At 42.2% G+C, this 23631-nt stretch carries 20 protein-coding genes; 9 read left to right on the top strand and 11 right to left on the bottom strand.

Annotated features, from left to right (window positions below):
• The first annotated feature begins 584 nt into the window (after positions 1 to 584).
• From ACSBL2_RS07455 to ACSBL2_RS07445, 3 genes are all read left to right on the top strand, one after another.
• Complete coding sequence (locus ACSBL2_RS07455) at positions 585 to 752, top strand: hypothetical protein (protein WP_442591050.1); 168 nt, start codon at positions 585 to 587, stop codon at positions 750 to 752.
• A gap of 98 nt (positions 753 to 850) precedes the next feature.
• A complete protein-coding gene (locus ACSBL2_RS07450; protein ID WP_442591049.1) occupies positions 851 to 1699 on the top strand; it encodes a hypothetical protein in 849 nt (282 codons plus the stop codon).
• 94 nt (positions 1700 to 1793) lie between these two features.
• Positions 1794 to 2618 (top strand): hypothetical protein, encoded by an 825-nt coding sequence (locus ACSBL2_RS07445; RefSeq protein ID WP_442591048.1) that lies wholly within the window; start codon positions 1794 to 1796, stop codon positions 2616 to 2618.
• 217 nt (positions 2619 to 2835) lie between these two features.
• On the opposite strand, the gene ACSBL2_RS07440 is transcribed toward ACSBL2_RS07445, so the two are convergent.
• Positions 2836 to 3420: an RNA polymerase sigma-70 factor gene (locus tag ACSBL2_RS07440; protein ID WP_442591047.1), complete on the bottom strand. Its 585-nt coding sequence runs from the start codon at positions 3418 to 3420 to the stop codon at positions 2836 to 2838.
• Positions 3421 to 3672: 252 nt separating this feature from the next.
• Positions 3673 to 4398 (bottom strand): hypothetical protein, encoded by a 726-nt coding sequence (locus ACSBL2_RS07435; protein WP_442591046.1) that lies wholly within the window; start codon positions 4396 to 4398, stop codon positions 3673 to 3675.
• A 288-nt stretch (positions 4399 to 4686) separates the two neighbouring features.
• Between ACSBL2_RS07435 and prpB the strand changes: the two genes are divergently transcribed.
• From prpB to ACSBL2_RS07420, 3 genes are read left to right on the top strand one after another with little or no spacing between them, the layout of a single operon-like run.
• Complete coding sequence (gene prpB, locus ACSBL2_RS07430) at positions 4687 to 5589, top strand: methylisocitrate lyase (RefSeq protein ID WP_442591045.1); 903 nt, start codon at positions 4687 to 4689, stop codon at positions 5587 to 5589.
• Positions 5579 to 6733, top strand: a complete 1155-nt coding sequence (prpC, locus tag ACSBL2_RS07425; RefSeq protein WP_442591044.1) for a bifunctional 2-methylcitrate synthase/citrate synthase — start codon at positions 5579 to 5581, stop codon at positions 6731 to 6733. Before prpB ends, prpC begins: the two co-directional genes overlap by 11 nt.
• A gap of 28 nt (positions 6734 to 6761) precedes the next feature.
• Positions 6762 to 8213 (top strand): bifunctional 2-methylcitrate dehydratase/aconitate hydratase, encoded by a 1452-nt coding sequence (locus ACSBL2_RS07420; RefSeq protein ID WP_442591043.1) that lies wholly within the window; start codon positions 6762 to 6764, stop codon positions 8211 to 8213.
• Between the two features lie 106 nt (positions 8214 to 8319).
• Here the strand turns inward: ACSBL2_RS07420 and trxB are convergent, their stop codons facing one another.
• From trxB to guaB, 5 genes are all read right to left on the bottom strand, one after another.
• Complete coding sequence (gene trxB, locus ACSBL2_RS07415) at positions 8320 to 9300, bottom strand: thioredoxin-disulfide reductase (RefSeq protein ID WP_442591042.1); 981 nt, start codon at positions 9298 to 9300, stop codon at positions 8320 to 8322.
• A 122-nt stretch (positions 9301 to 9422) separates the two neighbouring features.
• Positions 9423 to 10049 carry a toxin-antitoxin system YwqK family antitoxin gene (locus ACSBL2_RS07410; protein WP_442591041.1) on the bottom strand — a complete coding sequence of 209 codons (627 nt, stop codon included), beginning with the start codon at positions 10047 to 10049 and terminating at the stop codon, positions 9423 to 9425.
• A gap of 20 nt (positions 10050 to 10069) precedes the next feature.
• The gene (locus ACSBL2_RS07405; protein ID WP_442591040.1) at positions 10070 to 11698 is read right to left on the bottom strand and encodes an acyl-CoA carboxylase subunit beta; all 1629 of its coding nucleotides are present in this window, start codon (positions 11696 to 11698) and stop codon (positions 10070 to 10072) included.
• A 133-nt stretch (positions 11699 to 11831) separates the two neighbouring features.
• Positions 11832 to 12416: a TIGR00730 family Rossman fold protein gene (locus ACSBL2_RS07400; protein ID WP_442591039.1), complete on the bottom strand. Its 585-nt coding sequence runs from the start codon at positions 12414 to 12416 to the stop codon at positions 11832 to 11834.
• A gap of 94 nt (positions 12417 to 12510) precedes the next feature.
• Positions 12511 to 13980: an IMP dehydrogenase gene (gene guaB, locus ACSBL2_RS07395; protein WP_442591038.1), complete on the bottom strand. Its 1470-nt coding sequence runs from the start codon at positions 13978 to 13980 to the stop codon at positions 12511 to 12513.
• A 173-nt stretch (positions 13981 to 14153) separates the two neighbouring features.
• On the opposite strand from guaB, the gene ACSBL2_RS07390 reads away from it, so the two are divergent.
• Together ACSBL2_RS07390 and ACSBL2_RS07385 are read left to right on the top strand one after the other, a co-directional pair.
• Positions 14154 to 16178: a DUF3858 domain-containing protein gene (locus tag ACSBL2_RS07390; protein ID WP_442591037.1), complete on the top strand. Its 2025-nt coding sequence runs from the start codon at positions 14154 to 14156 to the stop codon at positions 16176 to 16178.
• A complete protein-coding gene (locus tag ACSBL2_RS07385; RefSeq protein WP_442591036.1) occupies positions 16175 to 18079 on the top strand; it encodes a DUF3857 domain-containing protein in 1905 nt (634 codons plus the stop codon). Before ACSBL2_RS07390 ends, ACSBL2_RS07385 begins: the two co-directional genes overlap by 4 nt.
• A 13-nt stretch (positions 18080 to 18092) precedes the next feature.
• On the opposite strand, the gene ACSBL2_RS07380 is transcribed toward ACSBL2_RS07385, so the two are convergent.
• Entirely contained in the window at positions 18093 to 19367 is a 1275-nt protein-coding gene (locus tag ACSBL2_RS07380; protein ID WP_442591035.1) for a M16 family metallopeptidase, read from the bottom strand.
• Positions 19360 to 20604, bottom strand: coding sequence for a M16 family metallopeptidase (locus ACSBL2_RS07375; protein ID WP_442591034.1), 1245 nt, complete (start codon positions 20602 to 20604; stop codon positions 19360 to 19362). Before ACSBL2_RS07375 ends, ACSBL2_RS07380 begins: the two co-directional genes overlap by 8 nt.
• Positions 20605 to 20832: 228 nt before the next feature.
• On the opposite strand from ACSBL2_RS07375, the gene mqnC reads away from it, so the two are divergent.
• Entirely contained in the window at positions 20833 to 21957 is a 1125-nt protein-coding gene (gene mqnC / locus ACSBL2_RS07370) for a cyclic dehypoxanthinyl futalosine synthase (RefSeq protein ID WP_442592227.1), read from the top strand.
• Positions 21958 to 22040: 83 nt separating this feature from the next.
• Here mqnC and ACSBL2_RS07365 read toward each other — a convergent pair whose 3' ends face one another.
• On the bottom strand, positions 22041 to 22874 hold the full coding sequence (locus tag ACSBL2_RS07365; RefSeq protein WP_442591033.1) for a ferritin-like domain-containing protein: 834 nt from the start codon (positions 22872 to 22874) through the stop codon (positions 22041 to 22043).
• Between the two features lie 10 nt (positions 22875 to 22884).
• The gene (locus ACSBL2_RS07360; protein WP_442591032.1) at positions 22885 to 23589 is read right to left on the bottom strand and encodes a ferritin-like domain-containing protein; all 705 of its coding nucleotides are present in this window, start codon (positions 23587 to 23589) and stop codon (positions 22885 to 22887) included.
• Positions 23590 to 23631 lie beyond the last annotated feature (42 nt).

Raw genomic sequence — 23631 nt, 5'->3', positions numbered from 1 at the left:
GAAACAATCGACTGAATATGATCAACCTTTAGCAGAATAAGAGAAATCATAAAGAAAACCACAGGTACTGACCGTTCGCATGAAATAGCCTAGCCATTCAAAATGCAGGCCATTGGGACAGAATTCTGGGGTACTTTTTAACACCTTAAAAATGGTCGTAAGCCTTCATTTTTCATCTTTTTGCATTCTGCTGTAAATTACAGAATACCAACCTAAAAATAATTATTAATAAATTTTTTATTTTATTTTGAAACATAAAAACTTTTTTACTTACATTTACCATGTGGTATTTGGGTGATCAACAAGCCCATTTACCCGGTTAAATTGTAAACAGCATTTAATCATAGAAACTTTGTTCAAGTAGACCTAGGAATCGAAAAACGTGCAAAGTTACGGATGAAAAGAATGCCCTGTTTCTGTATCTTTGCGGCTGCACGAAACTATGGGCGCTCTCCGTACTGCACGTTTTAGAGAACGATGTTCTCTTCCCACCTAGGGGGTACTTGAGCGTACGGGGAGCCTTCATATTTTTGAAAAGCCCCATCCAGGTTTTCATTGTTTTAATGCCTTAAAAAATTAAAACAATGAAAATCCTTACAGCCACTTTTCAATTCCTTACTCCATCTGCCGAAGACGCCATACTTTTCTTCATTTACGACCATCCTATTAAATTAACCGGCCTGTCTCCTCCATTACCCCTCACCTTGAATTATCCCCTTAAAACGGCAACTTATTCAGTTGCTCAGGTATAATCCTCCTGTAATTTTCAATACTTTAAAAAAAAGGACTTGATCCCAATGGCCTTGCTATGCCCAAAAATTAGGTTACAGAACAATAAATACCCAATCCAATGATAGACTACAATTCTACAACGATGCGTTTGGCAGCCAACCACATCAAAGAACTCCTGGCGGCAGAAGCTATTTTCTGCTTTGGCAGCAGCAAAAACAAAACCGCCTCGGCTTCCCTGTTTTCCAACCTCCCTAAGAGACATTCTTCCGCCGTACACTATGATTTTCTGGTAATCACAGCCAGTGATCAACCGGTTAAACCAGGTAAACGAATTAAATTTAAACTCCCGGAAGTATCGCGCCCCATCACCTGTACCCTCATTGTCCATACCATAGAAGAAGTGACGCAGGCCATCAAAGGGAATAACCGCTTTTTCCATAGGCTAGTCCATCCCATGTATAGGGTTCATGATGCAAAAGAACAAGGTAGAACATGGAGTACCCACGATGTTAATTTTGACAGGCAGGCTGATGAAAGACTCACGCTGGAATACAGCAAGACGTGTAAAGAACAACTAACGTTAAATGCCCGCATTCTTTACGATAGCCAAAAACCACACATCTGCGTGCCCATCATCAGCAAGCAACTGGAACACGCCTGCCTGTTCCTGATTTATGTCATGATGGGTTATGAACCCCAAAATTATACACTGAAAGACCTGTTAAACCTGTGTCAGGGTATAGACCCACGCTTTGAACAGATTATCCCAAAAATTACTGAAGCCGACCGCTACCATTACCAATTGCTTATACAAGGCTTCTGGAAGGGAAAATATGGACAAGATAGAGAACCAATTATTGAGTATCTGCTAAAAATAGTTGACGATTTCACTACCCTGGTAGAAGGAATATGCCTGGTCAAATTGGTGTGTTATACCGGATTTGACGCATCATTACTGGAAAACTGAGACTCAAAACAGGAGTCAAGCCCCCTAAAATGCATCATACCATGAATTTAAATATGCGCAAAATAACAAACTGATCATTTAACAACATAAGAAGATGAATATCCAAACTAAATTACTTCAATTGGCCATTAATTACATTAACGAGGTAATGGCAACCGAATGTATGTATTGCTTCGGTACAAGAAACACCCTGCAGACCACAAAATCTATATTTGCGGATCCTGGAATGGAACAAAGGACATCTATACATTTTGATATGCTGGTGGTGACTACCAACAACTGTCCGCTACCCGATTTTATTGGCAAACTGGATAACATTAAAGATATGGAGGTAACGGTCTCCCTCATTGTGTCAACCCACGCTGCATTACAGACAGCCTTGCAGCACAACAACCGATTCTTCCATTCCATTGTCAGAAAAGGTAAACTGGTGCATACCAAAATCGGTAAAACCCCTATCCATCCCGGCCACTTCGATGAGGAAAAAGACCGCAGCACCACCAGGAAATATTGGGATAAATGTTATAAAAATGGGATGGCCAGCCTTCATTCCGCATTACACAATTACCACCATATTGATATTGCTATCCCACTGTACACCAAAAACCTGACACAGATTTGTGAGGGATTAATTTTTGTATGCCTGGGCTATACGCCCAGCGGCTATTCGCTGGAACAAATGCTTGACCTCTGCAATAGCATTGATCTGCATTTTGATGGCCTTATTCCAAAGATCACCGAAAGGAACATTTTTAATTACCACATTTTGATGCAGGGATCCTGGAAGAAGGAAAAAGGAAATGAAATGGAGCCTTTTATAAATGAGATCCACAGCTGCTGTGAGGAGTTCAGCGATTATGCCAAAGTTTTATGTGAGGCGAAACTCAATGCCACAAATTACGTAGGATGTATCAAATAAATTGTCAGTGCAGGTATACCAGAGTTCAATAAAGCAAAGCGCAGTTTTAATGTACAACAGTTGTCAATAAAGAATTACGACTGTTGTATAATTCTCAACTATGCAGAAGAGATAAAAACAAAGATCAGTAGAATAGCTGCGATGAGAAAATAATCTTAACCGCCTGCAGGTTCAAAGAGGTGTAAACCGGTATTGAAAAAAATAGAAAGAATATAGATTAAAGAAATTTAGAGATGAAGTTTCTGGCCGACAAATATGGGCTCATTTCTTTGCTGAGCTTTTTCATCGCTCGGAAAATCTGTGCCTGCACCGTTTTATGTGAAATATTCAGGATTTCTGATACCTCTTTATACTTCATCCCTTCTTCTTTGACCAGCTGAAATACTACTTTACACTGCTGAGGTAAACTATCAATAGCCTGATCCAGTTGAAAGAACAACTCTTTCTTCTCCAGCTCATCCTGTGGATTGCCTGCAGCTGTCAATTCCATTAAACTATCATCAAGATGGACAATAGCAAAACTACCTGCTTTTTTAAGATAGTTCAGTGCCCTGTTTTTCACACAAATAAAAATATAGGTTTGAGGATTACGGACATGCAAAAGCTCTTTTCTTGACGACCATATGTTGACAAATACGTCAGCCACGATTTCTTCAGCGGCTTCTTTCTGCTTTACATATAACTCGCAAAATTTAATAAGTTTTGTATTTAAGATAAAAAACAATCTCTCAAATGCTTTAGTATCATCATCATTTGTAATTCTATCCCACAGCTCTCTTAAATCAAGTCTTTTTTCTATCAAAACAGGCCTATTAAAATTATTTTATGAATTCTATTTCGTGAATCTATAAAAAAAACATAAAAATAAAAAGGCTAAACCGATTAAAACAAACAATAAAACACGAAATCATCTGAATTAGTGTAAAAAGAACACTAAGACAAACGGAAAAGAACCAATTACTTAGAGCAAAAGCTGAAAATCGTTAAACAGAATAAAAACACAGAAGAGAATTATTAAATTCTTCCTTACCTCTAGAGTAATGCTGATAATGAATTATGGCCTAAAGTTGCCGAATCTTACCAGGTCCTGATAATTTTGCTCATAACGTGTTGCTATTCCTATTTTTGATAATTCAACAGTTATACTGTCTAATCTGGTAACTACATGACGGAAATTAGACGTTGTTTCATTTTCAAAATTGTCTAACCTAGTAGTTAGGTTGTCTAATCTGGTAACTACATGACCGAAATTAGACGTTGTTTCATTTTCAAAATTGTCTAACCTAGTAGTTAGGTTGTCTAATCTGGTAACTACATGACCGAAATTAGACGTTGTTTCATTTTCAAAATTGTCTAACCTAGTAGTTAGATTGTCTAACCTATCAGCTAAATGGTCAAATTTAAAAGCTGTTTCAATTGTAAGAATATTTACCTGGCTTTCGATGGTTCCTAATCTAAATTCGACACGATCAAATCTTTCATCCATTTTAGTGAATCGCTCATCAACACGAGTAAATCGTTCATCAACACAAGTAAATCGCTCATTTATTTTATCGAATTGTGCATCTACCCTAGTAAATCGTTCATCTATTTTATCGAATTGTACATCTACCCTAGTAAATCGTTCATCTATTTTATCGAATTGTACATCTACCCTAGTAAATCGTTCATCGACCATTTTTACCAATGCATTGGTAACAGCATGATTACTTCTCCCCAACTCCAGAAGACTTGAAACTGTCTTCTCTAAACCAGTTAATCTTTCCTTTAGCTCTTTCATATTTTACCTTAACTATTCAAAATTAACCAAATTTCATATAGATAGAAATATATCAGACTTATTTTTTCAAAATACGTACTTACCGCATTTTAACACCGCCTTAATTTTACCTCATTAAAACTATACCGGGTAAACTACTTTATTATCACCTAATTTTTTTAAATTGCCTATTGTTCTTTTACACCTGATATCCATCAGCATCGGTTTTACCGAAGTACAGCTGGATAGAAATGGTTGTATTAAAGCTAAAGAACTGCTTAACCAATATAAATCTGTAATAAACTGACAATGCAAACAAAAGAATTTAAATCCCCCGGTTTGAAATTCCGGGAGGCTTTAAAAGAGGAAATTCCTCTTCAAATTGTGGGGGCCATTAATGCCAATCATGCGCTGCTGGCTCAACAGGCAGGATTTAAAGCTATTTATTTGTCCGGAGGAGGCGTTGCTGCAGGATCATTGGGAATTCCGGATTTGGGGATTACCACTTTAGACGATGTGCTCATCGATATTGAGCGCATTACGGGAGTATGTGATTTACCGCTTATGGTGGATGTCGATACCGGTTTTGGCCCTTCTGCCTTCAACATTGCCCGCACCATAAAATCTGTGATTAAAGCAGGGGCTGCTGCACTGCATATAGAAGACCAGGTAAGTGCGAAACGTTGCGGTCACAGGCCCGGAAAAGAAATTGTAAGCAAGGAAGAGATGGTTGACCGTCTGAAATCTGCCGCTGATGCCAGAACGGATGAACATTTTCTAATCGGTGCCCGGACAGATGCTTTTGCAGTAGAAGGTCTTGAAAAAACGCTGGAAAGAGCGGTTGCTTATAAAGAAGCCGGAGCAGATTTCATTTTTGCAGAGGCTATAGCCGACCTTACGTATTATCAAAAATTTGTCGATGCCACAGGGATTCCTGTGCTGGCCAATATTACCGAATTTGGCATGATCCCTATGTACACTGTCAATGAACTCCGGGATGCCGGGGTAGGACTCGTTTTATATCCCCTGTCCGCCTTTCGCGCAGCCAATAAAGCGGCAGAAAATGTCTATGCACATATCCGTAAGGACGGGACACAACAACAGGTACTCCAGACCATGCAAACCAGGGAAGAACTCTATAAAAGTATTTCCTACCATACGTACGAGCAAAAATTAGATCACCTCTTTAATACCAAAAAAAATGACAGATAACCAGGAAACTCCAGCCTTCAAGGGCAAAAAAAGTGTGGCCCTCTCTGGTATTGAAGCAGGCCATACTGCCATATGCAGCGTGGGGAAAAGTGGCAATGATTTACATTACAGAGGTTACAATATCCTCGACTTATCCCAAAAAGCCGAATTTGAAGAAATAGCCTATTTGCTGATCTACGGATCCTTACCGACCAAATCTCAGCTCATCAATTACAAAACCAAATTAAAGTCACTGAGGGGATTACCCAATTCAGTTAAAAATATTTTACAACAAATTCCAGCCGCAGCACATCCAATGGACGTGATGCGTTCCACTGTTTCTGCCATTGGCAGTATACAACCGGAAAAAGACGACCATAATGTTTCGGGAGCAAGGGATATTGCCGATAAATTGCTGGCCTGCTTCAGTTCCGCCCTATTGTATTGGTATCATTATGCCCATAATGGAAAGACTATAGAAGTAGAGACGGATGATGATTCCATAGGCGCTCATTTTTTACACCTGCTTCATGGAAGAAAGCCTTCGGAGTCCTGGATTAATGCCATGCAAATTTCTCTGAACCTGTATGCAGAACATGAGTTTAATGCCTCTACTTTTACCGGCAGGGTGATTGCCGGAACAGGATCGGACATTTATTCAGCCATTACCGGAGCCATCGGCGCCTTACGTGGCCCGAAACATGGAGGGGCAAATGAAGTCGCCTATGATATTCAAAGCAGGTACAACTCACCGGAAGAAGCAGCTGCAGATATTCAAAAGCGCCTGGAAAACAAGGAAGTGATCATCGGTTTTGGTCATCCGGTTTATACCATTTCAGACCCGAGAAATGTGGTGATTAAAAAGGTAGCCAGGGAACTTTCCGAAGAAACCGGCGATATGATGTTGTATAATATTGCAGAACGCTTGGAAACCCTGATGTGGGAACGAAAAAAAATGTTCGCCAACCTGGATTGGTTTTCCGCAGTTTCTTACCATCTGATGGGCGTGCCCACACTTATGTTCACCCCTCTTTTCGTCATCTCAAGGGTTACCGGCTGGAGTGCCCATATCATTGAACAACGACAGGATGGGAAAATCATCCGCCCGAGTGCCAGGTATACAGGCCCCGACAACAGGAATTTTATTCCGATGGAAAACCGTTAAATCAATATACACCAAAAAAAATACAGCAATGTCATCCTATATCTCTAACGAAAGACCACAACCAGACAAAGTTTTAACCGATATTGTCGATTATGTGTTAACCTATGAAATCAACAATGACCTGGCCTGGAAGACAGCACAATATTGTTTGCTGGATACCCTCGGATGTGGTCTTGAAGCTTTAACCTATCCGGCCTGTACCAAGTTACTGGGACCTGTAGTCCCGGGCACCATCGTTCCCAATGGAGCAAAGGTACCCGGTACTTCCTTTCAGCTGGATCCCATTCAGGCAGCCTTTAATATTGGAACAATTATCCGCTGGCTGGATTTTAATGATACCTGGCTGGCAGCGGAATGGGGACATCCTTCGGATAACCTGGGTGGTATTCTTGCTACTGCCGATTGGCTTTCACGCACTGCTGTGGCCAATGGAAAACCGGCATTGACCATGAAGGTGGTGCTGGAAGGGATGATCAAAGCACATGAAATCCAGGGTGTGCTGGCCCTGGAAAACTCCTTCAACAGCGTGGGTTTGGACCATGTGATACTGGTAAAAATAGCCTCTACAGCTGTCGTAGGGAAATTGATCGGACTATCCCGCGAGGAGTTGGTGAATGCAGTTTCACTGGCTTTTGTAGATGGCCATTCCCTAAGGACCTACCGGCATTCTCCAAATACCGGAAGCCGTAAATCATGGGCTGCCGGGGATGCCACTTCCCGTGCCGTACGGTTGGCATTGATTGCCAAAACAGGAGAAATGGGCTATCCATCCGTGCTTACTGCAAAAACCTGGGGTTTTTATGAGGTACTGTTTAAAGGAAACGAATTTACATTCCAGCGCGATTACGGTTCCTATGTCATGGAAAACATCTTGTTCAAAATATCCTTTCCGGCAGAATTCCACTCACAAACTGCGGTAGAAGCAGCGATGACATTACATGAAGAACTGGCGAAGCTGGGAAGGACAACGGCAGAGATTAAAAGAATCACTATCCGTACGCACGAAGCCGCTATCCGTATCATTGACAAAAAAGGAAAGCTGGACAATCCTGCCGACAGGGACCACTGTATTCAATACATGGTGGCTGTCCCTTTGCTTTATGGAAGATTAACTGCCGCTGATTACGAAGATCATATTGCCGCTGATCCAAATATTGATGTCTTGCGCGGCAAGATGGAATGTGTAGAAGATCCGCAGTTTACCAGTGATTACCATGATCCGGCAAAGCGGTCTATTGCAAATGCACTGACCATTACCTTTAATGATGGAACTGCCTTAAAGGAGGTAATCGTGGAATACCCTATTGGACATGGCCGCCGCAGGGTGGAAGGAATTCCTGAACTGTTAAAGAAATTCAGGATCAATCTGGCCAGAAGGTTCCCTGAGAAGCAACAACAGAAGATCCTGGATCTTTCGCTGGATTATGACCAACTGGTGAATACCCCTGTAAATGAATTTACGGATTTATGGGCAAGCTAAGCAAAAAGATCACCCTGCCAAATACCTGACAACACCAGCAATAAAAAAGGGCCGGTCATGCATCATGATACGGCCCTGTATTTTTTACCCGAAGGTTGAAGATTAATTATTGCTCTTCGGAAAGTACTTTTACTTCATCTTCCTTTGCTGCAAGGTAACGCTCAGCATCAAGTGCTGCCATACAACCAGATCCCGCAGCAGTAACTGCCTGACGATAATAGTGGTCCTGTACATCACCACAAGCAAAAACACCTTCGATATTGGTTTTGGTACTTCCCGGAATAGTTTTCAGGTAACCGGTTTCATCCATTTCCAACCATCCTTTAAAGATGTCTGTATTCGGTTTGTGACCAATCGCAACGAAGAAACCTTCTACTTCGATATCGCTCTCCTCCCCTGTTTTATTGTTATGGATTTTTAAGCCCGTTACATTTTTTCCGTTTCCTAAAACTTCAATCGCTTCAGAATTATAGATCACCTCAATATTAGGTGTATTCAGCACGCGGTGAACCATCGCTTTAGAAGCCCTGAACTCATCCCTGCGCACCAGCATGTAAACTTTTTTACACAATTTAGCCAGGTAAGTTGCTTCTTCGGCTGCTGTATCACCAGCACCAACAATCGCTACATCCTGATTTTTAAAGAAGAAGCCATCACAAACCGCACATGCAGATACACCGAAACCATTGTAATGCGACTCACTTGGTAAACCCAGCCATTTTGCGGTAGCACCCGTAGAAATGATCACCGTATCTGCTGTAATGGTTTTGATTTCATCTACCACTACCTTATGCGGTCTGGCAGAAAAATCTACCGAACTTACATAACCAAAACGGATATCAGTACCGAACCTTTCCGCTTGTTTACGGAAATCTTCCATCATTACCGGTCCCATTACTCCATTTGGATACCCAGGAAAGTTGTCTACATCTGTAGTTTGGGTCAACTGTCCCCCAGCTTCCATTCCTGTATACAGCACTGGTTTTAAATCAGCCCTTGCTGCATAAATTGCGGCAGTGTATCCAGCAGGTCCTGAACCAATAATCAGGCATTGAACATGTTCTATTTCTTGATATGACGTATTCATAAATTATATTGTTATTAAAAAGCGGAGAGTACATATGTTGAATATGTCTCAGAGCGGTTAGGTTTATTAATTGAATGCAAAATTACATTTTAAAGCGGTCAACAGCAAAAAGATATTTTTCCTTAATTGATATTATTGCCTTTCACCTGTTTATCACGAAGTTTTTTTCCCTTTAAAGTGGAGATCAGCTGGTCATTTACATATTCATTCTCCTGCTTCCCCCCGTTTAATGTCCAGGTACCATTCTTTTTCCCGGCGACAAAGAGTCCGGAAATGATGATCTTGCCATGGATACTAAATGACTGATAGGCACCATGTAAAACACCCTGACTATAGGTGGCAATTTCTTTCATGGCACGGTTGGGGTAAAAGGTGATCCACCGACCCGTTTTCAGGCCATTGGTAAACGTTCCGGTAGATTCAATATAACGTTCCCGGCCATTGATTTCAAAATCCATGTTGACCGGATTATTCTCAGGCGTAATCCAGTTGTAGTATGTAAACTTCCCATGGGGCACCTGCAGACTGTCATCTTTAAAAGTTCCGGAAGCCAATAGGATGCCTTCAAAGTCAAATTTTTTAAAGGTATACAAACTGTCTCCTTCCACTTTACCAAAAACTGCATAGGTTGCTGCCTGTGCGGAATCAAGGGTAAGCTGATCTTTTCTGTCGAACATGACCGATTTCACCTGGCCAAAACTATTGTGTCCTATAAAAAGAAGGAGAAAAACAATAAAACTATTCTTCATGATAAGTACAAATTTAAGCACTAGGTCTGAATAATTCCGACATTGAATTGTCTTTTTATTGGCGACTGGTTTGCTGCCGCTATGCCCATGGAAATCACTTTCCTGGTCTCCAGCGGATCAATGATTCCATCCACCCAAAGCCTTGAGGCCGCATAATAAGGAGTAGTCTGGCGATCATACCGGTCCGTTATTTCCTTCAGCAAAGCGGCTTCCTTTTCCGGGGTGATCTCTTCCCCTTTCGCTTTCAGGGAAGCCTCCTGAATTTGCAGCAGGGTTTTGGCGGCCTGAGAACCACCCATTACAGCAATTTTGGCTGTTGGCCAGGCATAAATTAACCGGGGATCATAAGCTTTACCGCACATGGCGTAATTTCCGGCACCATAAGAATTACCGATCACGATGGTAAACTTGGGCACTACAGAATTGGCTACCGCATTGACCATCTTAGCCCCATCTTTGATAATCCCCCCCTGTTCAGACCTGCTTCCTACCATAAATCCTGTTACATCCTGCAGAAAGACCAGCGGGATTTTTTTCTGGTTACAGTTCATGATAAACCGGGCCGATTTATCGGCACTGTCGGAATAAATCACCCCTCCAAACTGCATCTCCCCTTTTTTGGATTTCACCACCTTACGCTGGTTGGCCACAATCCCTACTGCCCATCCATCAATCCGGGCCAGGCCACAGAGGATACTCTGGCCATATTGTTTTTTATATTCTTCAAATTCAGAATCATCCGTCAGGCGCAGGATAATATCATGCATGTCATATGGCTTCTCACGGTTTTCAGGCAACAGACCATAAATCTCCTTTGGATCCAGCTTTGGCATTGCCGCCGGAATACGGTTAAAGCCTGCCGACTGTGGTTCACCAAGCATGCCAATGATATTTTTTATACTGTCGAGACAGGACTGATCGTTAGGATGTTTATAATCGGTTACACCGGAAATTTCACAATGGGTAGCCGCGCCGCCCAGGGTTTCATTATCAACTTCTTCGCCGATGGCCGATTTCACCAGATAGGAACCTGCAAGAAATACAGATCCGGTACCTTCAACAATCATTGCCTCATCACTCATGATGGGCAGGTAAGCACCACCAGCGACACAGGAGCCCATAATTGCTGAAATCTGGACAATGCCTTCAGCAGACATCAGCGCATTATTTCTGAACATCCTGCCGAAGTGTTCCTTATCCGGAAAAATCTCATCCTGCATGGGCAGGTAAACACCGGCACTGTCCACCAGATAGACCACTGGCAACCTGTTTTCCATGGCAATTTCCTGTGCCCTTAAATTTTTCTTGGCCGTCATAGGAAACCATGCGCCGGCTTTAACTGTGGCATCATTGGCAATAATCATGCATTGCCGGCCGGAAATAGTTCCGATACCGCAGACCACCCCCGCTGAAGGACATCCCCCCTGCTCCGCATACATGCCTTCCGCAGCGAAAGCACCAATTTCCAGGAATTCCGTCTCCTTGTCCAGCAGGTAGGCTACCCGCTCCCGGGCAAGCATTTTGCCCTTTTCTTTTTGCTTAGCCGCACTCTTTTCCCCACCGCCATTATATATCTTCTTCAGCCTCATTTTTACCTCGTAAATAAGCTGCTTATTGATGTCTTCATTTTTGTTGAATTCGATGTCCATGAAGGCAATATAGAAGTATTCCAGCGAATTTCAGAACAGGAGAAATAAAAATAATAGTACGAAATATACCTTATTGTAAGTTATACACAGTGAAATAAGAGGATAAAACAGTATAATATATGGGAGGATCTACTTAAATCAGGTCACGGTCTTTAAACCATACCGACTCTGGTTTTGCAGAAAAAGACTTCATCTTTTCCACCAGTTCCACAGGATCTGCCGACTGGAGAACCAGCGCCCTGTTGTTCGGCTTAAGCAGTTGCTGTGCCACCATCACATCCATCTGGGCAAAAAGGTGATCATAGAAACCACCTACATTCAATACACCTATGGCTTTATTGTGAAGGCCAAGCTGTAACCAGGTAAGTACTTCAAAAAACTCCTCCAGCGTTCCGAAACCGCCGGGAAGAATAATAAATCCATCGGCTAGGTCGGCCATCTTCTGCTTCCGCTGGTGCATATTCTCCGTTACAATTAATTCAGTCACTTCCATATGGCCCACTTCAAGATCGAGAAGGAACTGTGGGATCACACCGGTCACCAAACCATCACGTTTCAATACTTCGTCTGCGATGATGCCCATGATGCCAACACTCCCTCCGCCATAAACCAGCCGTATATCCTGATCCTTAAATGCCTGAGCCAGATTTTCTATTGCTGTCCGGAGAACAGGGTCTCCGTTAAAGTTAGCGCCGCAGTATACACAGATTGCTTTCATATTGATATTTGGGGTCTTTTAATTGGGGTAAATAAAAAAGGAGGTATTTCAATACCGTATAATGGGCTGAAATACCTCCTTAATTTAAACAAAATTATCTTGAATAATTTGGTGCTTCTTTGGTAATTGAAATATCGTGGGGGTGACTTTCTCTCATTCCTGCTGCAGTGATCCGTACAAATTTCGCTTCCTGTAAATCAGCAATCGTAGCCGATCCGCAATAATGCATCCCTGCCCTTAGGCCACCAATCATCTGGTAAATCACTTCAGAAAGGGTACCTTTATAAGGAACACGTCCAACAATACCTTCTGGAACCAGTTTGGTCACAACATCCTCTTCATCCTGGAAGTAACGGTCTTTAGACCCCTGCTGCATGGCTTCAACAGAACCCATCCCGCGGTAAGATTTAAATTTACGTCCTTCATATATAATCGTCTCACCCGGTGATTCTTCCACCCCTGCAAATAAGGATCCGGCCATGATGGCACTTGCTCCCGCTGCCAGCGCTTTCACAATATCACCTGTCTGTTTGATACCGCCATCGGCAATAACAGGGATACCTGTACCTTTAAGTGCCTGCGCACATTCATAAACAGCATATAACTGAGGTACTCCCACACCTGCAATAATCCTGGTTGTACAAATTGATCCTGGCCCGATACCGACCTTTACAGCATCTGCACCTGCATCGGCCAATGCCCTTGCTGCATCTGCAGTAGCAATATTTCCGGCGATCACCTGTAATTCAGGGAATCTTGCTTTAATGGCTTTCACCATGTCAATCACGCCTTTGGAATGTCCATGTGCAGTATCTACGGTAACGACATCCACACCTGCCTGAACCAATGCAGCAACACGGTCAATATTATCAGCAGCCACGCCTACCGCCGCGCCTACCCGTAATCTGCCACGCTCATCTTTACAGGCCTTCGGATAATTTTTATATTTCTGGATGTCTTTAAAAGTGATCAAACCGGCAAGGCGGCCTTCATTATTCACTACAGGTAATTTTTCAATTTTATAGTCCTGCAGGATTTCTTCGGCCTGCAATAAGGTGGTGCCTTCAGGAACAGTAATTAAATTCTCGCTGGTCATCACCTCCGATACCGGGCGCTGCATGTCCTTTTGAAAACGCAAATCCCTGTTCGTGATAATACCTACCAGCTTATTGTCATTATCGATCACCGGAATACCACCAATTTTATATTTTGTCATGATTTGGAAAGCATCTGCGATCACCGCACTTGCACGGAGGGTTACAGGATCCTGTATCATCCCGCTTTCAGAACGCTTTACTTTGCTTACCTCCTCAGCCTGGCGCTGGATGCTCATATTTTTATGGAGCATACCTATACCACCTGCCTGGGCAATAGCAATAGCTAAGCCGGCTTCGGTAACGGTATCCATTGCGGCTGAAACCACAGGTACATTTATTTTGATGTTTTTTGTTAAATAGCTACCCGTATCAACATCACGGGGAAGCACTTCAGAGTATGCGGGAACCAGTAATACGTCGTCGTATGTGAGTCCTTCGGCAATAAATTTTTGGGGATCGAGTTGCATAGCAAATAATTAGGAGTTATTACTTGCCGGGCAAAGGTAAATAAATTCCCCATAGAAAACAACTGTGACGATGTACAGGGCTTTAAAATGTGAGTTTAGTGACAATAAAGAATTTTTTAAAAGAGTTTTTAAAAAAGAAATTATTATTAATATTGCTCTTCTAAAACAGTTTCATGAAATGCCGCATTCTCTCTCTTATTTTATCCGTTTTTTTTATCAGCAACAGTGTTTTAGCCCAAAAAGAAAAATCGGAATTACCACAATTTAAATATGGAAAAGTAGAACTTAAAGAGTTCGAAATCAAAGGATCAGAACAGGATTCAGCCGCAGCAGCAGTAAAAATATTCGATATTGGGAAAGGTTCCTTCGAGCTCTCGCCTTCAGGTGGCTTCGTTTATGTTTTCGAAAGGCATACCCGCTATAAAATCATCAATAAAAACGCATACGATTTAGCAGATAAGGAAATATACCTCTACCACAACAACAGTGGTGGCCAGCAAAAATTAGAATTCTTTAATGGGGCTACCTATAATCTTGCAGATAACAAAATTATTGTCAGCAAAATGCAAAAGGATGCCAAATTTAGCAGTGAAGCCGATAAGAATTACACGACAAAAAAATTCACACTGCCGAATGTGAAAGAAGGATCTGTGATCGAATTCAGTTACAAGACTAAATCTGACTTCTATTTTACTTTAGATGACTGGTATTTCCAGGGTTCATACCCATGCCGGTACTCTTCATTTACCATTACCATCCCGCAGTATTACCGCTATAAGATCAATGCCGGAGGCTATATCCCCATCAACCAGGCGCCACAGGTCAATGTGAATCAGAGCCTGTATGTATCTTCATCAAGCACCTCCAATGGAGGAACAGTGCAGGCCAATGCCATACGAAGCCAGTACTATGCAGAGAACATCCCGGCGATTAAAGAGGAAAGGTTCATCACCACACTTGATGATTATATCAGCAGAATAGGATTTGAATTAACCTCAGAGCAATTTCCAAATTCCGGATATAAGGATTATACCTCTTCCTGGCCGAAAATCATCACCGAATTAATGGAACATGAACATTTTGGAGGGTATATCAGGAAAAACAACTATCCGAAAGGATTTCTTGCCGGGATCCTGAATAGTGAAACCGATGCCACAAAAAAAATGAACCTGATTTTTAATTATGTGAAGAATACGATCAAATGGGATGGCAAATACAATGATTATACAAAAGCAACGACTCAAAAATCTGTGATGGAGAAAAAATCAGGGAATTCTTCAGAGATCAATCTGTTGTTATACAGCTTGCTGCAGGAGACAGGGATCTCCAGCTATCCTGTATTGTTAAGTACCAGGGGCAATGGTGCACATCCTGGTTATCCAATGGCCAATAAATTCAATAACCTGATCGTGGAAGTGGAAATTGACAGTACAAAATACCTTCTCGATGCCACAGATAAAAATCATGTGAGCAACCTCGTTAGCTATCAGAGTTTAAATCATGCAGGATTAAAGGTGAATTTAAGCGATAAGACTGCAGAATGGATCTCTACAGAAAATAAAAACCTGAGCAGAAGCAGTATTTTTTATAACCTGAAACTGGATACAGAAAACAAATTATCGGGCACATTGTTCCTTTCCTCCAATAATTATGCGGGATTGAGGCAGCGGAACAGTTACCAGTCCTCCGCAACTGAACAGGAGTATCTCAAAGCCTATAAAACTGATAAACCCGGAATGGAAATCAGCAATTATAAAATCAATAACCTGGATAATCCTGCCGATGCACTGGAAGAAAGTATGGATGTCGTTATTGAAGACCATATAGAAGATGCAGGGAACCTTTCGTATTTCATGCCGTTGTTGTTTGAACGGACGAAGGAAAATCCCTTCAACCTGGAAGACCGGAAGTTCCCGGTAGATTTTGCCTATCCAAATGAAGAAAATTACAGGATAGTAATTGAATATCCTGAAAACTATGAACTGGATAAACTTCCGAAAAGTGAGAAATTCTCCCTGCCTGAAGGAGCCGGATCATTTACGATCTTATTTGCCCGGGAAGAACACAGGCTCTCTATCCTGAGCAAGATTACCCTGTCCAAATCGACTTTCACAGCGGAAGAGTACTATAACCTCAAAGAACTGTTTAAAAATATTGTGCGCAAGCAGTCAGAACAAGTTGTATTCAAGAAATCATGAAATTAAATCTATATCCGTTAATAGGGTTACTGAGCCTTACCCTGCTATCTTCCACACAGGCACAGGAAAATTATGATGTGGCAAAAATCCCTGCAGAGCTGCTAAAAAATTCAACGGCAGTAGTACGTCATGAACAAATGAATGTTGTCGTTAAAAGTGTAAGCTCGGCTACAGAGACGTATAAAACTGCAGTTACCATCCTCAGCAAAAATGCCGATGGCCTGTCCCAAATGTCAGCCTATTATGATAAATTTACTAATGTGTATAACCTGAAAGCAACCATGTATGATGCCAAAGGACTTAAAATTAAAACGTATAAGTCATCCGACTTTAAAGACCGCAGCATGGTGAGTTCAGGAACTTTATTCGATGACAACAGGATCAAAGAGCTTGAATTTTTAAATTCAAATTATCCATATACGATTGAATACAGTTATGAAAGAGATTACAACGGCTATCTTGGTTTTCCTTACTGGGTTCCGGTACGGTATTATGATACGGCCATAGAAAAATCTGTTTTCATTCTGCAGCTACCCAAAACCATCTCTTTCAAGTCTTTAAAAAGCAAAGGTTTAAAAACAGATTCTTCAGTGGTCAACAATAACCTGATCTATAACTGGTCATGCACCAACTTCCCATCGGTGGAACATGAGCAAATGAGCATAGGCCTTTCGGAAGTAACCCCCTGGGTGAAGGCTTCACCGGTCAAATTTGAGTATGACCATTTCGCCGGTAACATGGAAAGCTGGAAAAATTTAGGCACCTGGCTGTATCAGCTGACCACCGATGGACAAACTATTCCGGAAAACACTAAAGGCATTGTCAAAGGACTGATCGCCGGGGCGAAAACGGATAAGGAAAAGATCGCTATATTGTATCAGTACCTGCAATCCAATACCAGGTATGTCGGTGTACAACTGGGAATCGGGGGATTGAGGCCCATTGCTGCGGAAAAGGTAGCTTCCGTAAACTATGGCGATTGCAAGGCCTTGTCCAATTATATGATGGTGCTCCTTAAAGAAGCCGGTATCAAATCAGATATCGTCATCTTAGGTTCCGGCATGCCTTCTATGCTCCCCGATTATGCAAGTTTCGGACAGTCTAACCATGCTATTTTATGTGTCCCCCTGGGAAAAGACACGACCTGGCTGGAATGTACCAGCCAATACAAACCAATGGGATATATCGGCAATGACAATTCGGGAAGAAACGTATTGCTGATAACCGAAGGCGGAGGTAAACTCGTGAAGTCCCCCGTGTACAAGCCACAGGATAACTTTCAGAACCGTACCACCAGTGTGGCGCTCACACCGGAAGGATCGGCCGCTATCCGTATCACTACCCTTTATGGAGCCTCCCAGTACGAGGATAACCTGGGCATGATGCTGATTGAACCTACCGACCAAAGGAAACGGTTGATGAATAGCCTGGGGATTCCCAATATGGATATCTCTTCCGCAAGTTATACGCAGCCAGATAAGACCAAACCGCTTATAGAAGAAAAAATTGAATTAAAAAGTACGCAAATGATGAGCCAGGGCGGGGAAAAGCTTTTTCTGACTTTAAACCTGCTGAACAGAAGAGAGAGTGTACCCAGAAAAATAGAAAACCGCAAAACATCTTTTGCAGTGCCATACGGGTATGAAGACACCGATCAGATTACCTATACACTGCCACAGGGATATAAGGCTGAGTATTTACCCAAAGACATTATCCTGGAATCAGAATTCGGGAAGTATACGGCTAAAGTAGTTATAAAAGACAATGCCCTGGTATATACACGCAGCCAGATGATGAACAGCAAACAGTATCCACCAGAAAAATATCAGGACCTGGTTGATTTTTATAAAAAGATCTATCTGGCTGACAAACAAAAAGCGATCCTGGCTAAAGTAAATTAGCCAGGATAGGCCCTTATTTTTTACCTGCGACTACTTTGGTGAAAGTAGTCGTGTCCAGGTATTTATTTGCCAGCGATTTTAACTCTCCGGCAGTAATGGTTTTCACCGTACGGATATAGTTATCGTAATAGCTGTAATCCAATCCCGAGAAATAGATATTTTTGAACTTATCTGCATGGGAGAACGCATTCTCCAGACTGCCCAGCATGGATCCCAACATGTAATTCCTCACCAGGTCAAGTTCTTCAGCCTCAACAGGGATTTCCTTCAACAGCGTAATTTCCTTTTCTATTTCCACCAGGGCATTGGCGCATACATCTGCCCCTACTTCTGTAGCAATAAAGAAATATCCTGCATCTTTCATAGAAACCACTGCAGAACCGATACCATAGGTATACCCTTTGTCTTCACGAATGTTTGCCATTAAACGGGAGCCAAAATAACCGCCCAGCAGACAGTTTAACACCTGGAAACCGGGGAAATCAGCATGTTTTCTGTTGATCCCCAATACCCCCATCCTGATGGCCGACTGGATCGCATCCGGTTTTTCAATAAAGATCTCACCAGGTGCAGCAGCACTGAATTCAAACTTGTTGGCTACAGCAGCTTTCTGGTTGTGCCATTGTTGTCCAAAAATATCATTTAAGATGGCGTATTCCTTGTCTTCAAACTTTCCGGCAACAAATATGGTACAGTTCTCCGGTTTGTAGGCCGCACTGAAATATTCTGCAAGGTCTTCCCTGTTCATCGCCTGGTAATCTTCCATTTCAATCTTGGAACCATAAGGTGAACGGCCAAAAATGGCGTGGGCGAAATTTTTCCTGGCCAGGAAGTCATTCTTTTGCAGGCTCACCTTTAACGACTGTTGCTGGTTTTGTTTAAAAATATCCAGTTCATGCTCCGGAAATACACTTTCATTGAGAATAGACCAGACCAGGGGCAATACAGTAGCCAGGTGTTTATTTAGTGTATACAGCTTCACAGTGGATTGGTCGGCCCCATAATCAGTCTGCAAAAAGGCACCATAATAATCCACCTGATCCGCAATTTCTTTGGCACTGAGGGTTTTCGTCCCGTTATTGATCAGGTGGCTCACACCGATGGCCTGTAAGGGTTTGGATACATCCCAGTTTACATTTTCAAATACAAATTCTATACGGACAAGTTCCTGTTTTCCCGCATTGATGGTAAAAACCTGAATACCATTATCCAATTCCTGTTTTTTGGGGGATATAAAACTAATATCATTTACCTGTTTTGACTCAGGCACAAGTGTACGATCAAGCATTTTTAGCAGTTAAATAATATAAAGTTGAACATTGTTGTCTCACAAAAGTCTGCTGTGCAGCCTGCTGAATTTTTTCAGCTGTAACTGCTAGATATTTGTTTATTTCTGTGTTTAGACTGGCGGCATCACCAAGGAGCTCATAATAGGCGAGATTCATGGCTTTATCCAGCAGGCTCATCTCTGCAAAAACCATAATCGATTCGGATTTGTTTTTGACTTTAGTCAATTCTGTCGCTGTCACTTTCTCGGAAACGATCTTATCCAATTCTTCCCAGACAGCCGCTTCAGCAGTTTCCACAGCAACGCCTTCCACAAGTTTCCCTTCCACAAGGAACAATCCAGCATCAATGCTGCTTGTAATGTAAGCATGGATATCACTGAACAGTTGTTTTTCCTTCAACAGGGTATCATACAAACGGGAAGAATGTCCCTGGGATAAAATATCGGCCAATAAATCATAAGCCTGAAAATTTTCATCCTTTCTGCCTGGCATTTTAAAGGCCATGTAAAAGGCATTCAGTGGGACATCGGCAGTAACCGTTTCTTTTCGTTCTTCTGTCTGTTCAGGTTCCTGAGGTAAATCGCGCAGGTATTTATCCCCGGCAGGAATTGGTCCGAACCACTTCTCTGCAAGTGTTTTAATGTCTTCCGTTTTCACATTCCCACCCACTACCATGATCGCATTCTGCGGATTGTAGTGTTTTTTGAAGAATGCTTTTACATCTTCCATCGAAGCATTTTCAATCTGCGCCAGATCCTGGCCAATGGTTGGCCACTGGTATGGATGTTTTTTATAGGCGAGTGGTCTGAGTTTCAACCATACATCTCCATAAGGCTGATTTAAATAGCGTTGTTTAAACTCTTCACAAACGACATTCCGTTGTGTTTCCAGGCTTTTCTCTGAAAAGGCAAGGCTTAACATCCTGTCGCTTTCCAGCCAGAAAGCGGTTTCTATATTGGTTGCCGGTAAAGTGATATAATAGTTGGTAATATCATTGCTGGTGAAGGCATTATTTTCCCCTCCTACCCTTTGTAAAGGCTCGTCATAACTGGGAATATTTACCGAACCTCCAAACATTAAATGTTCAAAGAGGTGGGCAAAGCCTGTTTTATCCTGTTCTTCATCTCTTGCTCCTACATCGTAAAGGATATTCAACACCGCCATCGGTGTCGTATCGTCTTCGTGCACTAAAACACGCAATCCGTTTGCTAATGTAAAACGATTAAAATCTACCATAAATAAAATTAAATTCTGCCAAATATAACAATAATGATCAAAGCTAAATGTGATGTTTAATTTTCAACAATTCAAAAGAAGTCGATGAGACATTTGACCCGATATGACAGATATATTTTTCTAAGGTTATCGGTATAACCACAACCTTTTCTTGAAGGAGTACCCATTTCGGCCAAATGTGATAATCGCATGAACAAAAAACATCATAACTTATGGTATATTTGTGCCATGAATACTGCCGAACTACTTCAAAGAGCCTTAAAATTCGATTTTCTAACCAAAGAAGAAGGTGTTTTTTTATACCATAATGCTGCTACTGCCGACCTGGCTTTTGTAGCAAATGAGTTAAGGAAGAAGCAGGTTCCCAGTGGCAAAGTGACCTGGCAGATTGACCGGAATGTGAATACCACAAATGTGTGTATTGCCAACTGTAAATTCTGTAACTTTTTTAGAAGGCCGGGACACGATGAAAGCTACATTACCGATATAGAAACTTATAAAGTTAAAATAGAAGAAACTTTCCGTCTTGGGGGCGACCAGTTACTGCTACAGGGCGGTCACCATCCCGACCTGGGATTGAAATTCTATGCAGACCTGTTTAAGAAACTCAAAGAACTTTATCCTGATTTAAAGCTCCATGCTTTAGGTCCACCGGAGATTGCCCATGTGGCCAAACTGGAAAAGATTTCACATACTGAAGTGTTAAGTGCATTGAAAAATGCAGGGATGGATTCATTGCCTGGTGCGGGTGCCGAAATATTAAACGACAGGGTACGCCGCCTGATTTCTAAAGGTAAGTGTGGCGGACAAGAGTGGCTGGACGTGATGCGTGCAGCTCACCAGCTCGACATGACCACCTCAGCGACAATGATGTTTGGTCACGTGGAAACCATCGAAGAGCGCTTTGAGCACCTGGTATGGATCCGCGAAGTACAAAGTGAAAAACCTGAACATGCCAAAGGATTTCTGGCTTTCATTCCATGGCCATTCCAGGATGATGGTACCTTATTGAAGCGTCTACGCGGGATCACCAATGATGTTTCAGGTGATGAATATATCAGGATGCTTGCCTTGAGCAGGATTATGCTGCCAAATATTAAAAACATACAGGCTTCGTGGCTTACCGTAGGAAAAAGCATTGCGCAGCTGTGTTTACATGCCGGAGCAAATGATTTCGGATCGATCATGATTGAGGAAAATGTGGTATCTGCTGCCGGAGCACCGCACCGGTTTACTGCAAACGGCATTCAGCAGGCAATCAGGGAAGCAGGATTTGAACCTCAGTTAAGAGGACAGCAATACAATTACCGGGACCTGCCATCACACCTGGAAGAACAGGTAATTACCTACTAGATAGCTAAAGGTATAAAATGAAAAAAGGGGAAGAGTACCGCCGTCTCTTCCCCACATTATAAACCTACACTAACTAATATGTTCTATCTGATAAATAAACTGGCAATCGCATTGACCTGAGCCATGGTTAATGGTTCGTCAAATGATTCTGTTGCCGCATTTAAAGATACACCCAAACTTGTAATACTTACGCCTCCTTGTGTAACATTATCTTCCCCCGCATAAACCGGATCAACTGCTGGAACACCACTGTCATTTGCACCGGTAATCCATGGTTTTAATGCCGTAACACCACCGCCTGCAGGTGCCTTACGCATCTGGCGGATGTGTGAAGCATGACGTGCTTCTACAGAGTGAATCTGTAAGGCAGTCTGCAACACGCTTGGTGTAGCCAGCAGGTTACCGGCCTGACCCTTATATGCTCTTACCCCGGTATCTTCAAAAGCCTGTGCTACGGCAAGTAATGTTTTGTAATCAGAGAATACAGTTGAAAAAGCACCACCCGCAGTATAATCAAAATCAGCCGCGACAAAAGATACCGGCGTTTTACCTAAACCGGTAATGGCACCTTTCAATAAATTGACGTGCGCCAATTCATGGTCACGGATATTGGTCAGCGCCGCAACAGCCGGTGTACCTGCCGGGATCAGTCCTGATGTGGCTACAGCAGTCTGGTAAAAATAATATTCAAGGTATTCCAGTGTCAGGGCAAAGTTCAATACATCTTCCACTGCAACAGTTGAGGTCTGGGCATATGCTTTTTTGAACATGGTTCCCATGGCAAGTGGTGCTGCAACTACGGCTACCTTTGAACCGATGTTGTAAAATTGTTTCATTGCAGCTCTGCGTGGACTCAAGCGTTCATACACTTCACCATCTACTTTTTCAATTTCTTCTAATATATTTATGATATTCATGACTGTATAATTATGATGGTAAGTTTGATCCGATAATTGAGGTTTTCAGGAAAGATTGCGCCATTCCCAGTACTTTTGCTGGTGGAAATGCCACATCCAACCCGTTCGCATCCACCACTGTGGAATCGGCAAAGGTACCGTTGGAAATAAGGTCGCGGATTAAAGCAGCGTGCCTGGCCTCTACAGAAACGATTTTACCTGCAAGCAACAGATAATCTGCCGATTTGATCAGTTTCCCTGCACCATTGTAGGCAGCTACACCAAGGTCTTCAAACACTTTTGCTGTTCCCAGTACATCTATTCTTGAACGGAAATTGATAGACGTAAAATCTACTTCCAGTGCAGGAATAGCTGCGGTACCTAAAGCTTTCTTGAAAAATTCACGGTGTGCCAGCTCATGGTCACGGATATCTGTTAACAAGGCAAGTTCATTTGCAGTAATCAATTCATACTGACTTTGTACCACTGCGGTATAAAACGCAGCTTCCAATTGTTCTAAGGCATAGGCATAATTTAATATCCCGATATCACCCGATCCGAGGTTTACCCCTGAACCCACATAGTCTTTGTCTTTTTTGCAACCTGCAGCTACCAATGCAATACCGGCTGCTCCGGCACCGGCATACTGCAGGAAGGATCTGCGTTGCAAGGGTGCAGTGAAAATGCCGCTTTCATTTTGCAGCATGACTTGCTCTTCTTCTTGTAAGTTTTTCATAGTTATTGATGATTATAGGATATGTCGTGGTTCAGTAAATTT

It is taken from the genome of Pedobacter sp. AW31-3R, assembly GCF_052180285.1.
GTDB lineage: Bacteria > Bacteroidota > Bacteroidia > Sphingobacteriales > Sphingobacteriaceae > Pedobacter.
Note: the sequence above shows the minus strand (reverse complement) of the source record. Positions and strands in the feature narration are given on the sequence as shown.

Excerpts from the sequence above, each read along its gene's own strand:
- ACSBL2_RS07375 (WP_442591034.1), bottom strand. The coding sequence starts at position 20,604 with ATGGTAGATTTTAATCGTTTTACATTAGCAAACGGATTGCGTGTTTTA.
- prpB (WP_442591045.1), top strand. The coding sequence starts at position 4,687 with ATGCAAACAAAAGAATTTAAATCCCCCGGTTTGAAATTCCGGGAGGCT.
- ACSBL2_RS07385 (WP_442591036.1), top strand. The coding sequence starts at position 16,175 with ATGAAATTAAATCTATATCCGTTAATAGGGTTACTGAGCCTTACCCTG.
- ACSBL2_RS07400 (WP_442591039.1), bottom strand. The coding sequence starts at position 12,416 with ATGAAAGCAATCTGTGTATACTGCGGCGCTAACTTTAACGGAGACCCT.
- prpC (WP_442591044.1), top strand. The coding sequence starts at position 5,579 with ATGACAGATAACCAGGAAACTCCAGCCTTCAAGGGCAAAAAAAGTGTG.
- mqnC (WP_442592227.1), top strand. The coding sequence starts at position 20,833 with ATGAATACTGCCGAACTACTTCAAAGAGCCTTAAAATTCGATTTTCTA.
- ACSBL2_RS07455 (WP_442591050.1), top strand. The coding sequence starts at position 585 with ATGAAAATCCTTACAGCCACTTTTCAATTCCTTACTCCATCTGCCGAA.
- ACSBL2_RS07410 (WP_442591041.1), bottom strand. The coding sequence starts at position 10,049 with ATGAAGAATAGTTTTATTGTTTTTCTCCTTCTTTTTATAGGACACAAT.
- ACSBL2_RS07390 (WP_442591037.1), top strand. The coding sequence starts at position 14,154 with ATGAAATGCCGCATTCTCTCTCTTATTTTATCCGTTTTTTTTATCAGC.
- ACSBL2_RS07360 (WP_442591032.1), bottom strand. The coding sequence starts at position 23,589 with ATGAAAAACTTACAAGAAGAAGAGCAAGTCATGCTGCAAAATGAAAGC.
- ACSBL2_RS07435 (WP_442591046.1), bottom strand. The coding sequence starts at position 4,398 with ATGAAAGAGCTAAAGGAAAGATTAACTGGTTTAGAGAAGACAGTTTCA.
- ACSBL2_RS07450 (WP_442591049.1), top strand. The coding sequence starts at position 851 with ATGATAGACTACAATTCTACAACGATGCGTTTGGCAGCCAACCACATC.
- ACSBL2_RS07420 (WP_442591043.1), top strand. The coding sequence starts at position 6,762 with ATGTCATCCTATATCTCTAACGAAAGACCACAACCAGACAAAGTTTTA.
- ACSBL2_RS07405 (WP_442591040.1), bottom strand. The coding sequence starts at position 11,698 with ATGGACATCGAATTCAACAAAAATGAAGACATCAATAAGCAGCTTATT.
- ACSBL2_RS07380 (WP_442591035.1), bottom strand. The coding sequence starts at position 19,367 with ATGCTTGATCGTACACTTGTGCCTGAGTCAAAACAGGTAAATGATATT.
- ACSBL2_RS07445 (WP_442591048.1), top strand. The coding sequence starts at position 1,794 with ATGAATATCCAAACTAAATTACTTCAATTGGCCATTAATTACATTAAC.
- ACSBL2_RS07365 (WP_442591033.1), bottom strand. The coding sequence starts at position 22,874 with ATGAATATCATAAATATATTAGAAGAAATTGAAAAAGTAGATGGTGAA.
- guaB (WP_442591038.1), bottom strand. The coding sequence starts at position 13,980 with ATGCAACTCGATCCCCAAAAATTTATTGCCGAAGGACTCACATACGAC.
- trxB (WP_442591042.1), bottom strand. The coding sequence starts at position 9,300 with ATGAATACGTCATATCAAGAAATAGAACATGTTCAATGCCTGATTATT.